The sequence below is a fragment of the Paenarthrobacter sp. CM16 genome, from assembly GCF_013179505.1.
Taxonomy (GTDB): Bacteria; Actinomycetota; Actinomycetes; order Actinomycetales; family Micrococcaceae; genus Arthrobacter.
Window position 1 is genome coordinate 1 of sequence record NZ_JABMCX010000109.1, and the last position, 14914, is coordinate 14914.

The following is a 14914-nucleotide window of genomic DNA, read 5'->3' on the forward strand; positions in this document are numbered from 1 at the left end:
CTCCAGCAGCTGATACTGCAGTCCCGTGACAAGAACCAAAGCCTGCAGGAAGTCAGTGCGGAACTCGTCGCCGGGATACCGGCAAACGGGAACTAAGGCCGCAGGACATGGGCTTCGACAACAACGAACCCGAGCAACGCCGCAGACTCCATGCGGCACTCTCGGGCGCGGGCATCACCACAGGCACTCTGTGGCTGCAGTACTTCAGCATCGGTGGATCTGTGGGTGAGTACGAGGTTGAGGCGTACCTGCAGGGCATGCTTTCCCTCCCCGAATTGGAACGCGACCTCCTGGCCATGGCCGCCAACGAGCTTTCCAACAGTGGACCTGGGCCGCACGCGCCCTACGCCGACGAGCTTCCCCTGGACGAAACGCCTCGTCCCGCGGAAGGCGAATTGCCCGACGACGGCGACGACCCCCGGTAGGCGTCACACACCGCTCATCCCCGTGCAACGAGCCTGCAACAAACATGGGCAAAGCTGTAGTCAACCAGCACACAGCTGACGGCAATCAGCCGGCAAGGCGAGCCGAGGGGAGCAGACATGAGCATTGCAAACAGGGATCTTTTCCAGGCACTGAAGACCCAAGCCAGCCTGGCGCAGGCATTTGGCACCATGCCTGGAAGCAAAGAAGAACCGCATCCACTAAGTCCGGGTGATTACATCGAGGCCTGGCACAACGGCCGCCTCTACCACCGTGGCAGCGTGGTAAAAACCGTTGCCGGCACGGACCTTTTCTGGCTCACGGACGATACCGGAAGCCGCCGCCTCCTGGACATGGAGTCCATGGAAATCGTGACCGTCGACCAGCCGGCCCCGGCGCCCGCACCGCAGGCACCGGAACCAACCCTGTCCGCAACAGTCACACCGATCTCCGCGTACCCCATGTTCCACGACGGCACGCAGCAGATCGCGTAGCGCTTCGGAAGGACTACGACTCCAGTGACAACCGGATCATGGTCCAGCTCACGGCCGGAAGACCGGCGGTGAGGCGACCGCCGTCGAGCTTTACACTGACGTTCTCAGTGGGCAGGACCGACGTCGAATCGTCGGCAGTGGCCTGCCAGTACGGATCCTTGTTGGTGTAAGTGACGGCCTCGATGACCTTGCCGGCGTTGAGGCTCCCGACGGCGGCATCCAACGTCAGCGTGTCCGTTGCCGAGCGGTTCACGGCGAACACCACGGCCTCCTTGGCTTCTGCGTCGTAGGTGGCAACGGCAGACAAGGCAGTGAACCCGGCCGTCTTTTCGGTCTCCAGCAGCGGGGATTCGACGGCGAGGTTCAACACCGTACCGGAGGCATTTTGCGAGGTGAGCGCGAACGGGTGGAACGTTGTCTGCTTCCAGGCGCGGCCGCCCGGCTCGGTCATGATGGGGGCAATCACGTTGACCAACTGTGCGAGGCTCGCGGAGTGGACGCGGTCCGTATTGCGTAGCAACGTGATGAGGAGGTCCCCCACCACCACGGCGTCGGCAACGGTGTAGCGGTCCTCCAGCAGCACCGGCGCCACGGGCCAATCGTCCCCGGTGGGCGCCTTGGATTCGTCGCGGGACATGTGCCAGACGTTCCACTCATCGAAAGAAATATTGATCTGCTTCCCAGACTTTTTGGCCGACTTCACGTGGTCGATGTGGGAGACCAAGTCCTTGATGAACGCCTCCATCCGGTGCCCGGCTGACAGGTGCTCCTGCAGGTCACCGAAATCCTCAAAGTACTGATGCGCCGAGATCAGGTCCACCAGCTCGTACGTCTCATTGAGGACCACGCGCTCCCATTCGCCGAACGTGGGCATGGTGGGCCCGGAACTTCCACAAGCCACCAATTCCAGGTCCGGGTTGACCATGCGCATCGCCCGTGCCGTTTCGGCGGCAACCCGCGCGTACTCGTCCGCCTTCTTGTGGCCGATCTGCCAGAAGCCGTCCATCTCGTTCCCGAGGCACCACATGGTGATGTTGTGAGGCTCGACGGCGCCATTGGCCTTGCGCTGTTCGGAAAGGGCCGTTCCACCCTTGATGGTGGAGTACTCCAGCAGGTCCAGCGCTTCCTGGGTCCCCCGGGTGCCCAGGTTCACGGCCATCATGGGTTCAACCCCGGCCTTCTCCGACCACTTGGCGAATTCGTCCACGCCCACCAGGTTGGGATCACTGGAGTGCCAGGCGAGGTCGAGCCTTGTTGGGCGGTCCTCCTTGGGTCCCACCCCGTCTTCCCAGCGGTAGCCGGACACGAAGTTTCCGCCGGGGTACCTGACCGTGGAGACGCCGAGTTCCTTGGTGAGGTCGAGGACGTCGGTGCGGAAGCCGTCGTCGTCCGCTTTCGGGTGCTCAGGCTCGAAAATGCCCGTATAGACGCAGCGTCCGAGGTGCTCCACGAAGGCGCCGAATGTCTTCCTCCTGACGGGGCCCACAACGAAGGTGGGGTCGATGGTGATTTTGGCCGTGGGGTTGTCCTGGTTTCCCAAAGGGTGGGTCCTTGTCTGCTTGTGCTTGGTCTGCATTGCTGATTTACAACGTTATAGAAACCATGCTGACGTGGTGTTGGTGCGGGAGTCAAGGGATTTCTTGGCGGGACGCTTCCTTCCCGCCGTTGTTCGCGGGGCACGCCGTTTTGCGGCCGGTGATTCGAACATGCTGGGGTGCCGGCTGCCTCTAGGCTGGGACGCATGTCCTTGAGAGCAGTGAGAGCCGCCTATTCTGCGCGTTCCGCCGAGTACACCTCGTTGTTAGGGTCCATCAGCAGTACGCATCCGGCCGACAGGAAGCTCGTGCTGTCGTGGGCCCAGGGATTGTCCGGGGAAGTCATCGATGCCGGCTGCGGGCCCGGACAGTGGACAGCCTTCCTGCACTCCACCGGGGTGGACGTCCAAGGCGTGGACTTGGTACCGGAGTTTATTGAGACAGCCAAGCAACTCTGTCCGGAGGCTCAGTTCTCTGTCGGGTCACTTCAACGCCTGCCTGCGCCGGATGACTCATTGGCGGGAATCCTCGCCTGGTACTCCCTGATCCACACTCACCCTGCTGGGATCAGCCGGGTTTTGGACGAGTTTGCCCGCTGCCTCGCTCCCGGCGGGAGCCTCCTGCTCGGCTTCTTCGACGGCCCGGCGGGTGAGCCGTTCCCGCATGCAGTGACGTCCGCCTGCTTCTGGTCTGCGGAGGAGATGTCGGGACTGTTGCAGGAAGCCGGTTTCAGCATTGTCGGTACGCACTCCCGCGTCGACCCTGGAATGCGCCCCCACGCGGCCGTCGTCGCCCGCCGGACTGACCCCTGACGCCCAGGCCCCCTGGTCCCGCCCTTGTTCGCCGTCCACGCCCTTGTGCGGCGGGAAATTCGAACGAGTGCGGGCACCGTGCGAAGGCTCGTGAGGACCGGGGCTTCACATCTGCCGGTAGGATCCGTAGACAGCTCGCAGAAGCTGAAGTGAGCCTTGAGGATACTCCCAAGGCATGAGCTGGGAGGATGGCGGATAAGCATGGAGATCAGCAGAAGCTGGCGGGGCAGGATTGTCACCATGGGAGACCAGAGCTTCAAGGTCAAGCTCACTCCGCTCCGAGCGACCCCCGGTGGCCGTCATACCGCTGAACTCCCAAAGAGCGCACTCTCCAAGCGCTTCCGCTTCGCGGCCAAGGATCGGGTGCTCGTGACAGAGTTCCAGGATGGCTCATTGAAGGTCACTCATCTTCCCTGGTACCGCTCGCCCACCCGGATATTCAGAGGCTTCCTCGAGGTCCTCAGCTCATAAGCAGAACCCACAGACGGTACCGGGAACATAGAAAATCCCCCGGAACCGCGTGGTTCCGGGGGATTCGGAGGGTGGGCCCTGTGGGGATCGAACCCACGACCCACGGATTAAAAGTCCGATGCTCTACCAACTGAGCTAAAGGCCCCTCCAGCTGTAGAAACAGCCATGAATACTGTACCCCAACGTCATGGCAGACGAGGAACTGAAGGTGACGGGCGCAGTCCTGCAACCGTTACTCGACCCCACCAGAGCACAGGAGTACGGTGAACTCATGAGCGAACAGCCAGGACCACGCGCGTACGGCGGAGCAAACAGGCACCACAAGCCCAAGCCTTTTGCCCCGATCGATTTCGAACCGTTCGCCGGCGGGGCGGATCCCGCGCGGGTTTCCGAGGCGGCCCACCTTGCTGCACAGGCTTTGGTGCGGCGGGGGCGCGACAGCGACGACCCCAAGGTCACCCGTCGCCTGGTGAAACTGGCCGACGAACAGGGCTTGGAAGCCATTGCCGAGATGTGGGCTGAAAGCCCGGCACGGAGCCTGCCGGGCGCACTGTGGCGTCTCTACGCCCTTCGCGCGGCCACCATCCAGAACCCCGAACGAATCTCCGTCTATTTCCGGGCCGGACGCGATACCGCACAGGTTTCCAATGTGGTGGCCGGTGCCGCGGAGCCACCCGGAGCAGACGAGATGAAGACCATGGCTGACGCCATTTTGTCGGGCGCGTTCGACGGCGAGTTCGACGTCGCGCTGGAACGTTCCGCCGCTTTCTGCCGCGTAGTAGCACTAGGGCAGGCCACCTTGGCTGACGGAGCGGAGCACAGCAACGAAAGCCACGCGAGCAAGCTGACCCGCAACTCGCACCAGCTGGTGAAGACAGCCGAGGACCTTGAGCACGCGGCCAACGCATGGCGTCTGGGCGAGCTGGACTAGCCGGCAAACAGGGCGAAACGTACCCACGCCGGCGCCGGACTGTCAATGTTGACTTAGACCGCCGGACGGTGAAAACTAAAACTGGTGTCGAACCGCGAAACCCCCGGGCTTCAACTTATAGCCGCTTCGAGCGGCCTACCGCCGAGAGGCGTATCCGGTTCGGCACCATTTTAATGCCCGAAAGCAGGACGCCCGGGCCGGAACAGAGCCAGACCCGGGCAAAGCAGCACGGTACTACTTCAGCGTGACCGTGGTTTCTGCCTTTTCCTTCTTGTCGTGGTCCAGCTTGCCGTCAGCTGCAGCAGGGGTCATGGTTGCCGCGATCTCTGTTTCCTTGCCCGCGGTGTAAGCAAAGTTCTCGGCAATGTTGAACGATTCCCCCGGCTTCAGCACGAACGGTGCCTCTTCCTTCAGCTTCACGCCGCTGCTGGACAGCCCATGCTTCTTGTATCCATCGCTGCTGGAATCCGAGGGCATGCCGCCGAGGTACTTCCAGTCCGTGTACTTAGCCGACGGAGTAATCAAAGAGTGGCTCAAGGGAATATCAGCCGAGGAAGTGTTGGTGACCACGTAATTCAGGTAAACCACCGGATCACCCTTCTTCAGCAGGTTCTCCTTGGTTTCCTTGTCCACGAACATGCTGTCCTTGGACGCCACATCCGTGGCCACCTGATAAATGTCCACACTGAAGCTCTCGCCCTTGAGGTTCCCGAGCTTCTCGCCGGCATCTGAGATGGGGAGTGCCCAGGCCGCGGCCGTGTACGCACCGGAGGATGTACCGGCACCCTCGGAAGAGGCACCGGAAGGCGAGGATGACGTCGACGGCGAGGCTGGCGAAGAAGAAGAAGAAGACGCGGACGACGACGGTTCGGTACCACCCGTCGTCGAGCCCGCCGTGGTGGTGCCGCAGGCGCTGAGCGCGAGCAGTCCAGCTGCTGCGATGCTGGTGATTTTTACAACACTATTGAGACGCATAGTTCCCCCATTGAGTGGATTTATCCGGAGCTTTGCCAGTCTTTCATAGTGCGGGCTGCCCTGCGATGGGGACTTCTGCCCTCCGTGCCTCCTGCCCTTCACTGGAGCACTCCAAGGACCGGTAAAGTTGGGACCGAAATGGGCTGCGTCAAGTCAAAGCCGCCCACGCCCGTCCGTCCCCAGCCCGGAAAGCGATATGAAGCTGCGCCTTTTCCCCCAGGAACCTGCCGGGCTCGTCCTCCTCGCGCAGATGGCCGGCGTGATCGTGGCCGGCACCGGGACGCTCTCCGAAATACTCGGAGCCCCCGCCAGCGAGCACGAGCGCCTGGCCGAAGAACTGCATGAGCACGAGTCCAAGTCCTTGGACCTGCACTTCGCCCTGCTGACCCACATGCGCACCAGCTTTGTGAACCCGCTCCCCCGCGAGGATATGTACACACTGTCCCGCCACCTCACCGAGGCCATGGAGAAGCTGGATGCCGCCGGAGACCTGGTGGCCATCTACAAGCTGGACCGACTCCCCAAGCGCGCAGCCGACCAACTGGAGATCATCAGCCGGCAGGCCGAGCTCACCGTGGACGCGATGCGAAAGCTCGAGGACCTGGACGAGCTCGAGGACTACTGGATCGAAATCCTTCGACTGGCCAAACGGGCGGAACGGACGCACCGCATCTGGGTGGCGGAGATGCTCAAGGACATGAAATCCACGCAATACGCGCGGCACCGGGACATCGCCAACCAGCTGGTGGAAGTTACCAAGGACATGCGGAAGGTCGCCACCCAGGTAGGCAGCATCATCGTCAAGGAATCATGAAGTGACCATCGCCATCCTGGTCCTGGTAGTTGGCTTGGCTTCCGGTTTCGCGTTCCTGAACGGTTTCCGCGATGTCTCCAACGCCGTCGCGCTTTCCACACGGACCCGCGCCCTGACCCCTTCAGTCGCTGTACTCCTGGCTGCGATCTTCAACTTTGTGGGCGCCATGCTCAGCGGCACCTTTATCCTGGCCTTCACGCAGTCCTGGATCACACTGCCCAGCGGTACCAGCGGCCTGACCATCCTCGCCTCGGCACTCACGGCTGCCATCCTGTGGGGTGTCTACGCTTGGTGGCGCGGCATTCCCCTGTCCTCCACCAACTCGCTGGTGGGCGGCCTGATTGGTGCCGGTGCAGCGAGTGTCCTGGTGGGCGGCAACGCGGTAGGCGGTATGGACAATGTCCTGCTCACGCAGGTGGCACTGCCGCTGGTCCTTTCCCCGGTCATCGCATTCGTGGCGGCCTACCTGTTGGTGTGGCCTGTGACGTGGGCCGCGCGTTACTCCCAACCGAACGTCATTAACCGGCGTTTCCGCCGAGCGCAGGCCATTTCGGCGGCCGCAGTGGCTTTCGGCCATGGGCTCCAGGATGGTCAGCGCACAGCCGCTGTCATGGTGTTGGCCATGGTTGCTGCCGGGTTGTCCGGCGGCAGCGACGTGCCGCTCTGGATCCTGCTGCTCACAGCTCTCATGCTCACCGCAGGCACCATGTTTGGCGGCTGGCGGATCTCCCACACCCTGGGCCACAAACTCATTCGGGTGGATCCGCTGCGCGGTTTCGTGGCGCAAACGTTGACGTCCGTGATGCTGTTCATTGGTGCCATCGGTTTTCACCTGCCACTCTCCACCACCCATACGCTCACCGCGTCGGTGCTGGGTGCAGGCGTCAATCAAAGGTTCCACGCCGTCAACAGGCGCCTGGTCCGGCGGATCCTGTTGTTCTGGGTGGCTACGCCCCTGGTCACGGCCGCAGCAGCCTTCATCCTTGAGCTGGCGTTCTCGCCCCTCGCGGACCTGTAACCCCCGGGCCTCGCCCAACTGAGTAACAGCAAACGTCGCAATGAGCGCCCATTGCGACGTTTGCTGTTACCTACTTGGGTACAAAAAACGACGGCGGCCGCACCCCCAAGGCAACGGCCGCCGTCGTTGTATGCCGGCTCCCCCCAAAGAAGCCGGAACCTGCAAGACCCCTTATCCGAAGCGGCCGGAGACGTAGTCTTCCGTTGCCTTCTGGCCAGGGTTGTTGAAGATGCTGGTGGTGTCAGCGAACTCGATCAGCTTGCCGGGCTTACCGGTGCCTGCGATGTTGAAGAACGCGGTCTTGTCCGACACACGGGCAGCCTGCTGCATGTTGTGGGTCACGATCACCACGGTGTACTGGTCCTTGAGCTCGTTGATGAGGTCCTCAACGGCCAGGGTGGAGATGGGGTCCAATGCGGAGCACGGCTCGTCCATCAGGATCACCTGGGGCTCCACGGCGATGGCACGGGCGATGCAAAGGCGCTGCTGCTGGCCACCGGAAAGGCCGGATCCGGGCTTGTCCAGGCGGTCCTTGACCTCGTTCCAGAGGTTGGCGCCCACCAGGGACTTCTCCACCAGCGCATCGGCTGCGCCCTTGGAGATCTTCTTGTTGTTCAGCTTCACGCCGGCCAGCACGTTGTCTCGGATGGACATGGTGGGGAACGGGTTGGGCCGCTGGAAGACCATACCCACCTGGGTGCGGACGGTTACGGGGTCCACGCCGGGGCCGTAGAGGTTGTCGCCGTCCAGGAGGACTTCGCCCTCCACACGTGCGCCGGGAAGGACCTCGTGCATGCGGTTCAGCGTCCGGAGGAAGGTGGACTTGCCGCAGCCGGAGGGGCCGATGAAGGCCGTGACGGACTTGGCCTGGATGTTGATGTTGACGTCTTCGACGGCCAGGAAGTTGCCGTAGTAGACATTCAGGTCTTTGACGTCGATGCGCTTGGACATGGTGTTCCTTTGTTCCTTGGGGGTGTGGAAGTTTTTGTAGGGGCCGCTGCGGATCACCGCGCGGCCGGCCCGGCTAGCGTCCCGTCTTGGGAGCAAACAGACGGGCGATCAGGCGGGCTCCGAGGTTCAGGAGCATCACCAGGATGATCAGCACCAGCGCGGCGCCCCAGGCACGCTGGTCCGACGGCTCAGGATTGGACGGCGACGTCGGGTTGAGGATCTGCGTGTAAATGAACGTGGGCAGCGAGGCCATCCACCCACCGAACACGTTGTTGTTGATGGTGGTGGCGAAGCCTGCGGTCACCAGGATCGGGGCGGTTTCGCCAATCACGCGTGCGATCGCCAAGGTGACGCCCGAGGCGATGCCGGAGATCGCCGTCGGGATAACCACTTTGGTGATGGTGCGCCACTTACGCACGCCCAGCGCGTAGGACGCCTCGCGGAGCTCGTTCGGGACGATCTTGAGCATTTCCTCGCTGGAGCGGACTACCACCGGGATCATCAGGACGGAAAGCGCGACGGCGGCTACCGCACCGGTCTTGGTGCCGGGGCCCACAATGGCGAAGAAGAACGCTGCCGCGAAGAGGCCGGCCACAATCGAGGGGATGCCGGTCATGACATCCACGAAGAAGGTGATGGCGCGGGCCAGCGGACGGTCGTTGCCGTATTCCACCAGGTAGATGGACGTCAGGAGGCCCACCGGTACGGAGATCACCGTGGCAAGGAGCGTGATCTGGAGGGTGCCCAGGAGCGCATGGTAGATGCCTCCGAGGACCGGGGCACCTTCCTCTACTGCCTTGTTGTCGAAGGCGCCGGTGACACCGTTCATGGAGGTTCCCAGGAAGCCCGGGGTGATGAGGCCGGGGATGCCGTTGACAAGCACCGTGACGATGACGGAGACCAAAGGCAGGAGCGCAATAAGGAACGAGCCCACAACCAAGCAGGTGGCGAGTTTGTCCTTGGCTTTGCGGGCACCTTCAACGGCACCGCTCCAGGAGACCAGGCCTACGGCGAACAGGATGGCCGAGACAATGCCCCAGCCGAACGCGTTGAAGCCGATGAGCGCCAGGATGGCCGCGCCCACAACGAGCGCGACGGCCAGGACAATGTAGGGCGCGAACTTGGGCAGCTGGCCCTTGGTGAGCGCTGAGCGCTTGCGGACTACTGTGGTGGACATTTAGTTGGCTCCCGAGAACTCTTTGTGCCGGGTGATGATCCAGCGGGCGATCATGTTCACGCCCAGGGTGATGACGAACAGCACCAGGCCGGCGGCGATCAACGTGTTGACCTTGATACCGCTGGCTTCAGGGAAGTTCAGGGCGATTTCCGCGGCGATGGTCTGGTTGCCGGACTGGATGAGGCTGGCCGTCAGGACACCGGAGGAGAGCACCAGGGCAACGGCCATGGTTTCACCGAGCGCCCGGCCGAGGCCCAGCATGATGGCGCTGATGATGCCCGGGCGGCCGAAGGGCAGCACGGCCATCTTGATCATTTCCCAGCGGGTGGCTCCCAGTGCGAGCGCTGCTTCCTCGTGCAGCTTGGGGGTCTGCAGGAAGATTTCGCGGGACAGGGAGGTGATGATGGGCAGGACCATGACGGAAAGGACGATGCCTGCAGTGAGGATGGTCTTGCCGGTAGCGGATGCCGGTCCTTCAAAGATAGGGATCCAGCCGAGGTAGGTGGCCAGCCAGTCGTAGGCCGGTGAGATTTCCTTGGCCAGGAAGGCAGCACCCCAGGCGCCGTAGACAACGGAGGGGATAGCTGCGAGCAGGTCCACCACGTAGCCCAGGCCCGAGGCGAGCCGGCGCGGAGCGTAGTGCGAGATGAACAGTGCCACGCCGATGGCCACGGGGGTGGCGATGACGAGTGCGATGACCGCGGCAATGAGCGTGCCCACCACGATCGGGGCGATGTAGGCGAAGAAACCGTTGCCGCCCTGGATGTCTTCAGCAGGGGCGGTGAGCGCGGGGATTGCCTGCACCACAAGGAACAACGCGACTCCGAAGAGGACCGCGAGAATCAGGCACCCTGCGGCCATGGCGGCCCCGGAGAAAACCTTGTCCCCGGCGCGTCCTGCGCCTTGGGAGGTTGTCAGGGAGTTGGTGGTCACTTCACGTTCCTTCAGTCTGGAGTGAACTGGTCTTACATGGCTAAGTTCCCTGCCCCGCGGAGTGGACCAGCCAGCGGCTGCGGCCACTCCGCGCGGGACAGGGAACTTCAGTGTTCAGCCGGGTTCAGCAAACCCGCCGGGAAACCTTAGGACTTGGCCTTGATGGTTTCGATTGCGGCCGTGGCCTTGTCCTGCAGCGTCTTGGACAGCGGTGCGGACTTTGCGGCGTCAGCTGCGGTCTTCTGGCCTTCGTCGGAAACGACGTAGCTTTCGAAGGCCTTGACCAGGTCAGCAACTTCCTTGGTCTCGTACGTGGAGCAGACAACGTGGTACGAGACGAGGACTACCGGGTAAGCGCCTGCAGCGGTGGTCTTGCGGTCCAGCTTGATGGCGACATCGTTGGCGGCGCGGCCGTCAACGGGCTTGCCGGCTTCAACAGCCTTGGCAGCAGCTTCGGCGGAGATCTTCACGAACTCGTCGCCCACCTTGATGGAGGCGGTGCCCAGCTTGCCGGAGACAGCGGAGTCGTCAGCGTAGGTCACGGCGCCCGGGGTGTCGGTGACGGTCTTGACGACGCCGGAGGTGCCCTTGGCGTTTTCGCCGGCCAGGCTTGCGGGCCATACGCCGGCAGCCTTGTCTGTCCAGACCTCGGGAGCAGCAGCTGCGAGGTAGTCGGTGAAGTTGGTGGTGGTGCCGGAGTCGTCAGAGCGGTTTACGGGGGTGACCTTGAGGTCCGGCAGGGTGACGCCTTCGTTGAGGGCGGCGATGGCGGGATCGTTCCAGTTGGCGATTTCGCCGCGGAAGATCTTGGCGACCGTTGCGGCGTCGAGCTTCAGTTCCTTGACGTCCGGGATGTTGAAGGCGACGGCGATCGGGGAGATGTATACCGGGATGTTGATGGCGCCCTCGGGGCCGCACTTGGCCTTGGAGCTCTCAAGCTCCTCGTCCTTCAGGTAGGCGTCCGATCCGGCGAACTGTGCCGAGCCGTCGATGATGGCCTTGCGGCCCGCGCCGGAACCATCCGGGGAGTACTGAACAGTTGCTCCGGAGTTGGCGGCGGAGAAGCCGGCCTTCCAGGCGTCCATGGCTGCGCCCGTGGAGGATGCGCCAATGCCGGTCAGGGTGCCGGTCACTTTGGTGCCGGATGCTGAAGTCTGGGTGCCGCCAGTGGTGCCCGTTGCGTTGTCTGAACCGCAGGCAGTGAGCGCGAGAGCGCCGGCTGCGATGACCGCGAGTGCCGCGTTGCGGCCGAAGTGAGTTGCCTTCACTTGGATGTGCCCCTTCCAGGGATTCTTCGATGCGGGCCGAACGGAGATTTCGGCGTGCGCGAGCTGAGGACCTTTTGTTCCTTTACTGAAGGTAAGGAGTGCAGGTAACGGGATCTGCGGTGAAAGGTGAACGGAAGGTGAACGACGGCGGACCATTGGGTTATGTGGCGCGCGCCACCTTGAGGGCCGCGCGGGTTGTGGTTTGGTGTCTTCGGCGGAACCCGGGGCGGGCAAATAGACTGAAAGGCATGGCCGCCGCTAAGGGATTTTCCGCAAGCAAGAGGTTCCTGCGCGCCAGGGTCCGGACGGGGTTGGTTCGCAGCCGGAATTCCCTGACTCCGGCCATCCAGATGACCGTGTGCGCCGTGGGTGCGTACGCTTTCGCGGAATACGTGCTGGGCCACCAAGGACCGCTGTTCGCTGCTACCTCTTCCCTGATTGCCTTGGGCTTCTCGCGCGATCCGCGGTTGCGCCGGGTGATCGAGGTGGGCCTTGGCTGCACCCTGGGCATCGTGGTTGGTGACCTGCTGCTGCACTGGCTGGGCGCCGGGATCTGGCAGGCCGCCATCGTGCTGCTTTTCTCCATCCTCCTGGCCAGGTTCCTGGACAGTGGAACCATTTTCACCACCCAACTGGGCCTGCAGTCCTTGCTGGTGGTGCTGTTGCCGGCGCCGGCCGGCGGGCCTTTCACGCGGAGCCTTGACGCAGTGATCGGTGGCGTTTTTGCTCTCCTGGTGACCATCCTGGTGCCGAAAGATCCGCGGCGGGAACCCCGGAAAGACGTCCAGAAGATCCTGCACGAACTCGCCGAAGTGCTGCGGGAATGCGGCAAGGCCCTGACCGAGAGCGATTCCACCATCGCCTGGCACGCCCTGATACGCGGCCGTAACTGCCAGCCTTTGGTGGATCGGATGCGGCAGACGCTGCGGGCTTCAGGTGAGGTGGCAACGTTGGCTCCGGCGCACCGCAGGCACCGCGATGAACTGGCCGGGCTGGAGCACTCCTTGGAGTACATCGACCTCGCGCTGCGTAATAGCCGGGTGTTTGCGCGCCGGCTGACCAGCGCCATCAACCATGCCGCGCTGTCCGACGAAGCGATCGAGAGCATATCCGAGGTGCTGCAGGAGACCGCCGCCGCGGTCGATGAGATGACCATCGGTTTGTCCGAGCAAAGCGAAGGGACCCGGCGGGTTCATCTGCGGCGGGCCCGAAACGACCTCTCGGACATCGCCGCCCGCCTTCATCCCAAGATGCTGGATGTTCAGAGGCTTGAGGGCGAAACCGTGGTGATGCTGTTCCGGCCCCTCATGGTGGACTTGCTGGAAGCCAGCGGCATGGAACCGGATGAGGCCCGCGCGGTGCTTCCGGCGCTGTAAGATTCCTGCGCCTGGCCACGCGACGCTTGCAGGGGAAACCCGGACTTAAGGGAAACCGCGGCCCGTTTGGCAGAATGAAGCGATGACTCCTGCCTTTCCCGCACGCTTCCGGGCTGCGCCGATGCTCAAGCTTCGGCAGCGGCCCCTGTTCCTGTGGGCAGGCATTTTGCTGGTGGCCGGGGACGCCGTCTTCTGGCTCATGTTTGCCGCCGTGTTGTCCGAGACCGGTCTTGCGACGCTGGACGGCGCGGTCCACAGTTTCATGGTTGATTCGCGCAGCCCCCTTCCCACTGCCATCCTCGCGGCGGTGTCCACTGTGACCTCACCCTTGTGGCTGACGACCATTGGTGTGGCGGTGGCGGTGGCCTGGGCGGTCCGGAAGAGGGAACTCTGGCGGCCGGCCGTCCTTGTGGGTGCCATGGCGTTTGCCGTGATCCTGTTGGCGGTGGTGAGGCAGGACGTGGGGCGCTCCGGTCCGCCGTCGTCCGATGTCCTCCTTGGCCCTGATGACGCCTTGTCCTTCCCCTCAGGCCACACGCTGGGGGCCGGGGTCTTCGCCTTTATCCTCACGTACCTGATCGTCTCGCGTTCGGGCTCGCGCGCGACGGCGGTTCTCGCCTTCACGGGTGCCGCTCTGTTGACGCTGGTGGTTGCCTGCAGCCGGATCTACCTTGGGTACCACTGGCTTACAGATGTGGTCGCTTCCCTGGGGCTTGCGCTCGGGGTGACGGGTATTGCGGTGTTCGTCGACGCAGCCCGGCACGGTGGACGTCGCGGCTAATACTGTCAGTCCCCGCCACTACTCTTGAACCCATGGCTTCCAAGACGTCCCGCGCATCCAAAACACCCGCTTACAAGTGTGCCGAATGTGGCTGGACAGCCATTAAATGGGTGGGCCGCTGCGGCGAATGCCAGGCGTGGGGAACCGTTGAGGAGTACGGCGCCACGGTAGCGCGCACGACGGCGGCCGCTACAGTTTTGGAGCCGGCCCGCCGCATCGCTGAGGTGGATGGGACCACTGCCGCCTTTCTGCCCACTGGCGTGGACGAGCTGGACCGTGTCCTCGGAGGAGGGCTCGTTCCAGGTGCCGTCATCCTGCTTGCCGGGGAGCCCGGCGTCGGAAAATCCACGCTGCTGCTGGACGTAGCGGCAAAGTTCGCGCGCACCGGCCAGGACGTCCTGTACATCACGGGCGAGGAATCAGCGGCCCAGGTGAAGCTCCGTGCGGAGCGGATCGACGCCGTCGCCCATACTCTTTATCTGTCCGCTGAAACCGACCTCGGCCAGGCGCTGGGCCAAGTGGAGAAGCTTGAGCCGAAGCTGCTGATTGTGGACTCGGTGCAGACCCTGAGCAGCGCGGACGTGGAGGGCAGCGCCGGTGGCGTGTCGCAGGTGCGCGAGGTTGCAGCGTCCATCATCTCCGCTGCCAAGCGGCGCAATATGACCACGCTGCTGGTGGGGCATGTGACCAAGGAAGGCACCATCGCCGGACCCCGTTTGCTGGAGCACCTTGTGGACGTGGTGTGCCAGTTCGAAGGCGAACGCCACTCGCGCCTGCGGCTGCTCCGGGCCGTGAAGAACCGTTATGGTGCCACGGACGACGTCGGATGCTTTGACCTTAACGAGACCGGCATTGAGGGACTGGCTGATCCGAGCGGCTTGTTCGTCTCACGGACCCGGGAGCCCGTTTCGGGTACCTGCATCACGGTGACCATGGAGGGCCGTCGGCCGCTCCT

General features: G+C 63.4%; 16 protein-coding genes and 1 tRNA gene. 10 read left to right on the forward strand and 7 right to left on the reverse strand.

Annotated elements, in window-relative coordinates:
* The first annotated feature begins 107 nt into the window (after nt 1-107).
* Nucleotides 108-425 (forward strand): hypothetical protein, encoded by a 318-nt coding sequence (locus HP499_RS11405; protein WP_172324184.1) that lies wholly within the window; start codon nt 108-110, stop codon nt 423-425.
* A 117-nt stretch (nt 426-542) separates the two neighbouring features.
* Nucleotides 543-917 carry a hypothetical protein gene (locus HP499_RS11410; protein ID WP_026547992.1) on the forward strand — a complete coding sequence of 125 codons (375 nt, stop codon included), beginning with the start codon at nt 543-545 and terminating at the stop codon, nt 915-917.
* Between the two features lie 13 nt (nt 918-930).
* On the opposite strand, the gene HP499_RS11415 is transcribed toward HP499_RS11410, so the two are convergent.
* Nucleotides 931-2493, reverse strand: coding sequence for an alpha-N-arabinofuranosidase (locus HP499_RS11415; protein ID WP_253951534.1), 1563 nt, complete (start codon nt 2491-2493; stop codon nt 931-933).
* Between the two features lie 165 nt (nt 2494-2658).
* Between HP499_RS11415 and HP499_RS11420 the strand changes: the two genes are divergently transcribed.
* Both HP499_RS11420 and HP499_RS11425 read left to right on the forward strand, forming a co-directional pair.
* Nucleotides 2659-3264 carry a class I SAM-dependent methyltransferase gene (locus tag HP499_RS11420; RefSeq protein WP_172324185.1) on the forward strand — a complete coding sequence of 202 codons (606 nt, stop codon included), beginning with the start codon at nt 2659-2661 and terminating at the stop codon, nt 3262-3264.
* A gap of 201 nt (nt 3265-3465) precedes the next feature.
* Nucleotides 3466-3735: a hypothetical protein gene (locus tag HP499_RS11425; protein WP_172324186.1), complete on the forward strand. Its 270-nt coding sequence runs from the start codon at nt 3466-3468 to the stop codon at nt 3733-3735.
* 72 nt (nt 3736-3807) lie between these two features.
* Here HP499_RS11425 and HP499_RS11430 read toward each other — a convergent pair.
* Nucleotides 3808-3880, reverse strand: a tRNA-Lys gene (locus HP499_RS11430).
* 126 nt (nt 3881-4006) lie between these two features.
* On the opposite strand from HP499_RS11430, the gene HP499_RS11435 reads away from it, so the two are divergent.
* On the forward strand, nt 4007-4666 hold the full coding sequence (locus tag HP499_RS11435) for a hypothetical protein (RefSeq protein WP_172324195.1): 660 nt from the start codon (nt 4007-4009) through the stop codon (nt 4664-4666).
* Nucleotides 4667-4900: 234 nt separating this feature from the next.
* On the opposite strand, the gene HP499_RS11440 is transcribed toward HP499_RS11435, so the two are convergent.
* Nucleotides 4901-5641 (reverse strand): hypothetical protein, encoded by a 741-nt coding sequence (locus HP499_RS11440; protein WP_172324187.1) that lies wholly within the window; start codon nt 5639-5641, stop codon nt 4901-4903.
* Between the two features lie 196 nt (nt 5642-5837).
* Here HP499_RS11440 and HP499_RS11445 point away from each other — a divergent pair, with 196 nt between their 5' ends.
* Both HP499_RS11445 and HP499_RS11450 read left to right on the forward strand, forming a co-directional pair.
* Nucleotides 5838-6455, forward strand: coding sequence for a DUF47 domain-containing protein (locus HP499_RS11445; protein ID WP_026541678.1), 618 nt, complete (start codon nt 5838-5840; stop codon nt 6453-6455).
* Between the two features lies 1 nt (nt 6456).
* Nucleotides 6457-7473: an inorganic phosphate transporter gene (locus HP499_RS11450; RefSeq protein ID WP_172324188.1), complete on the forward strand. Its 1017-nt coding sequence runs from the start codon at nt 6457-6459 to the stop codon at nt 7471-7473.
* A 171-nt stretch (nt 7474-7644) separates the two neighbouring features.
* Here HP499_RS11450 and pstB read toward each other — a convergent pair whose 3' ends face one another.
* The 4 genes from pstB to pstS all read right to left on the reverse strand — a co-directional run bounded on the left by pstB (nt 7645) and on the right by pstS (nt 11802).
* A complete protein-coding gene (gene pstB, locus HP499_RS11455; RefSeq protein WP_011772968.1) occupies nt 7645-8424 on the reverse strand; it encodes a phosphate ABC transporter ATP-binding protein PstB in 780 nt (259 codons plus the stop codon).
* 73 nt (nt 8425-8497) lie between these two features.
* Nucleotides 8498-9601: a phosphate ABC transporter permease PstA gene (gene pstA / locus HP499_RS11460; RefSeq protein ID WP_172324189.1), complete on the reverse strand. Its 1104-nt coding sequence runs from the start codon at nt 9599-9601 to the stop codon at nt 8498-8500.
* The gene (pstC, locus tag HP499_RS11465) at nt 9602-10534 is read right to left on the reverse strand and encodes a phosphate ABC transporter permease subunit PstC (RefSeq protein WP_017197022.1); all 933 of its coding nucleotides are present in this window, start codon (nt 10532-10534) and stop codon (nt 9602-9604) included.
* Nucleotides 10535-10680: 146 nt separating this feature from the next.
* Nucleotides 10681-11802 (reverse strand): phosphate ABC transporter substrate-binding protein PstS, encoded by a 1122-nt coding sequence (gene pstS / locus HP499_RS11470; protein WP_172324190.1) that lies wholly within the window; start codon nt 11800-11802, stop codon nt 10681-10683.
* A gap of 248 nt (nt 11803-12050) precedes the next feature.
* Between pstS and HP499_RS11475 the strand changes: the two genes are divergently transcribed.
* The 3 genes from HP499_RS11475 to HP499_RS11485 all read left to right on the forward strand — a co-directional run.
* Complete coding sequence (locus HP499_RS11475) at nt 12051-13178, forward strand: aromatic acid exporter family protein (protein ID WP_172324191.1); 1128 nt, start codon at nt 12051-12053, stop codon at nt 13176-13178.
* Nucleotides 13179-13260: 82 nt separating this feature from the next.
* Entirely contained in the window at nt 13261-13959 is a 699-nt protein-coding gene (locus tag HP499_RS11480) for a phosphatase PAP2 family protein (protein WP_172324192.1), read from the forward strand.
* A gap of 32 nt (nt 13960-13991) precedes the next feature.
* On the forward strand, nt 13992-14914 hold a 923-nt coding region (locus tag HP499_RS11485; RefSeq protein WP_172324193.1), incomplete at its 3' end, for an ATPase domain-containing protein.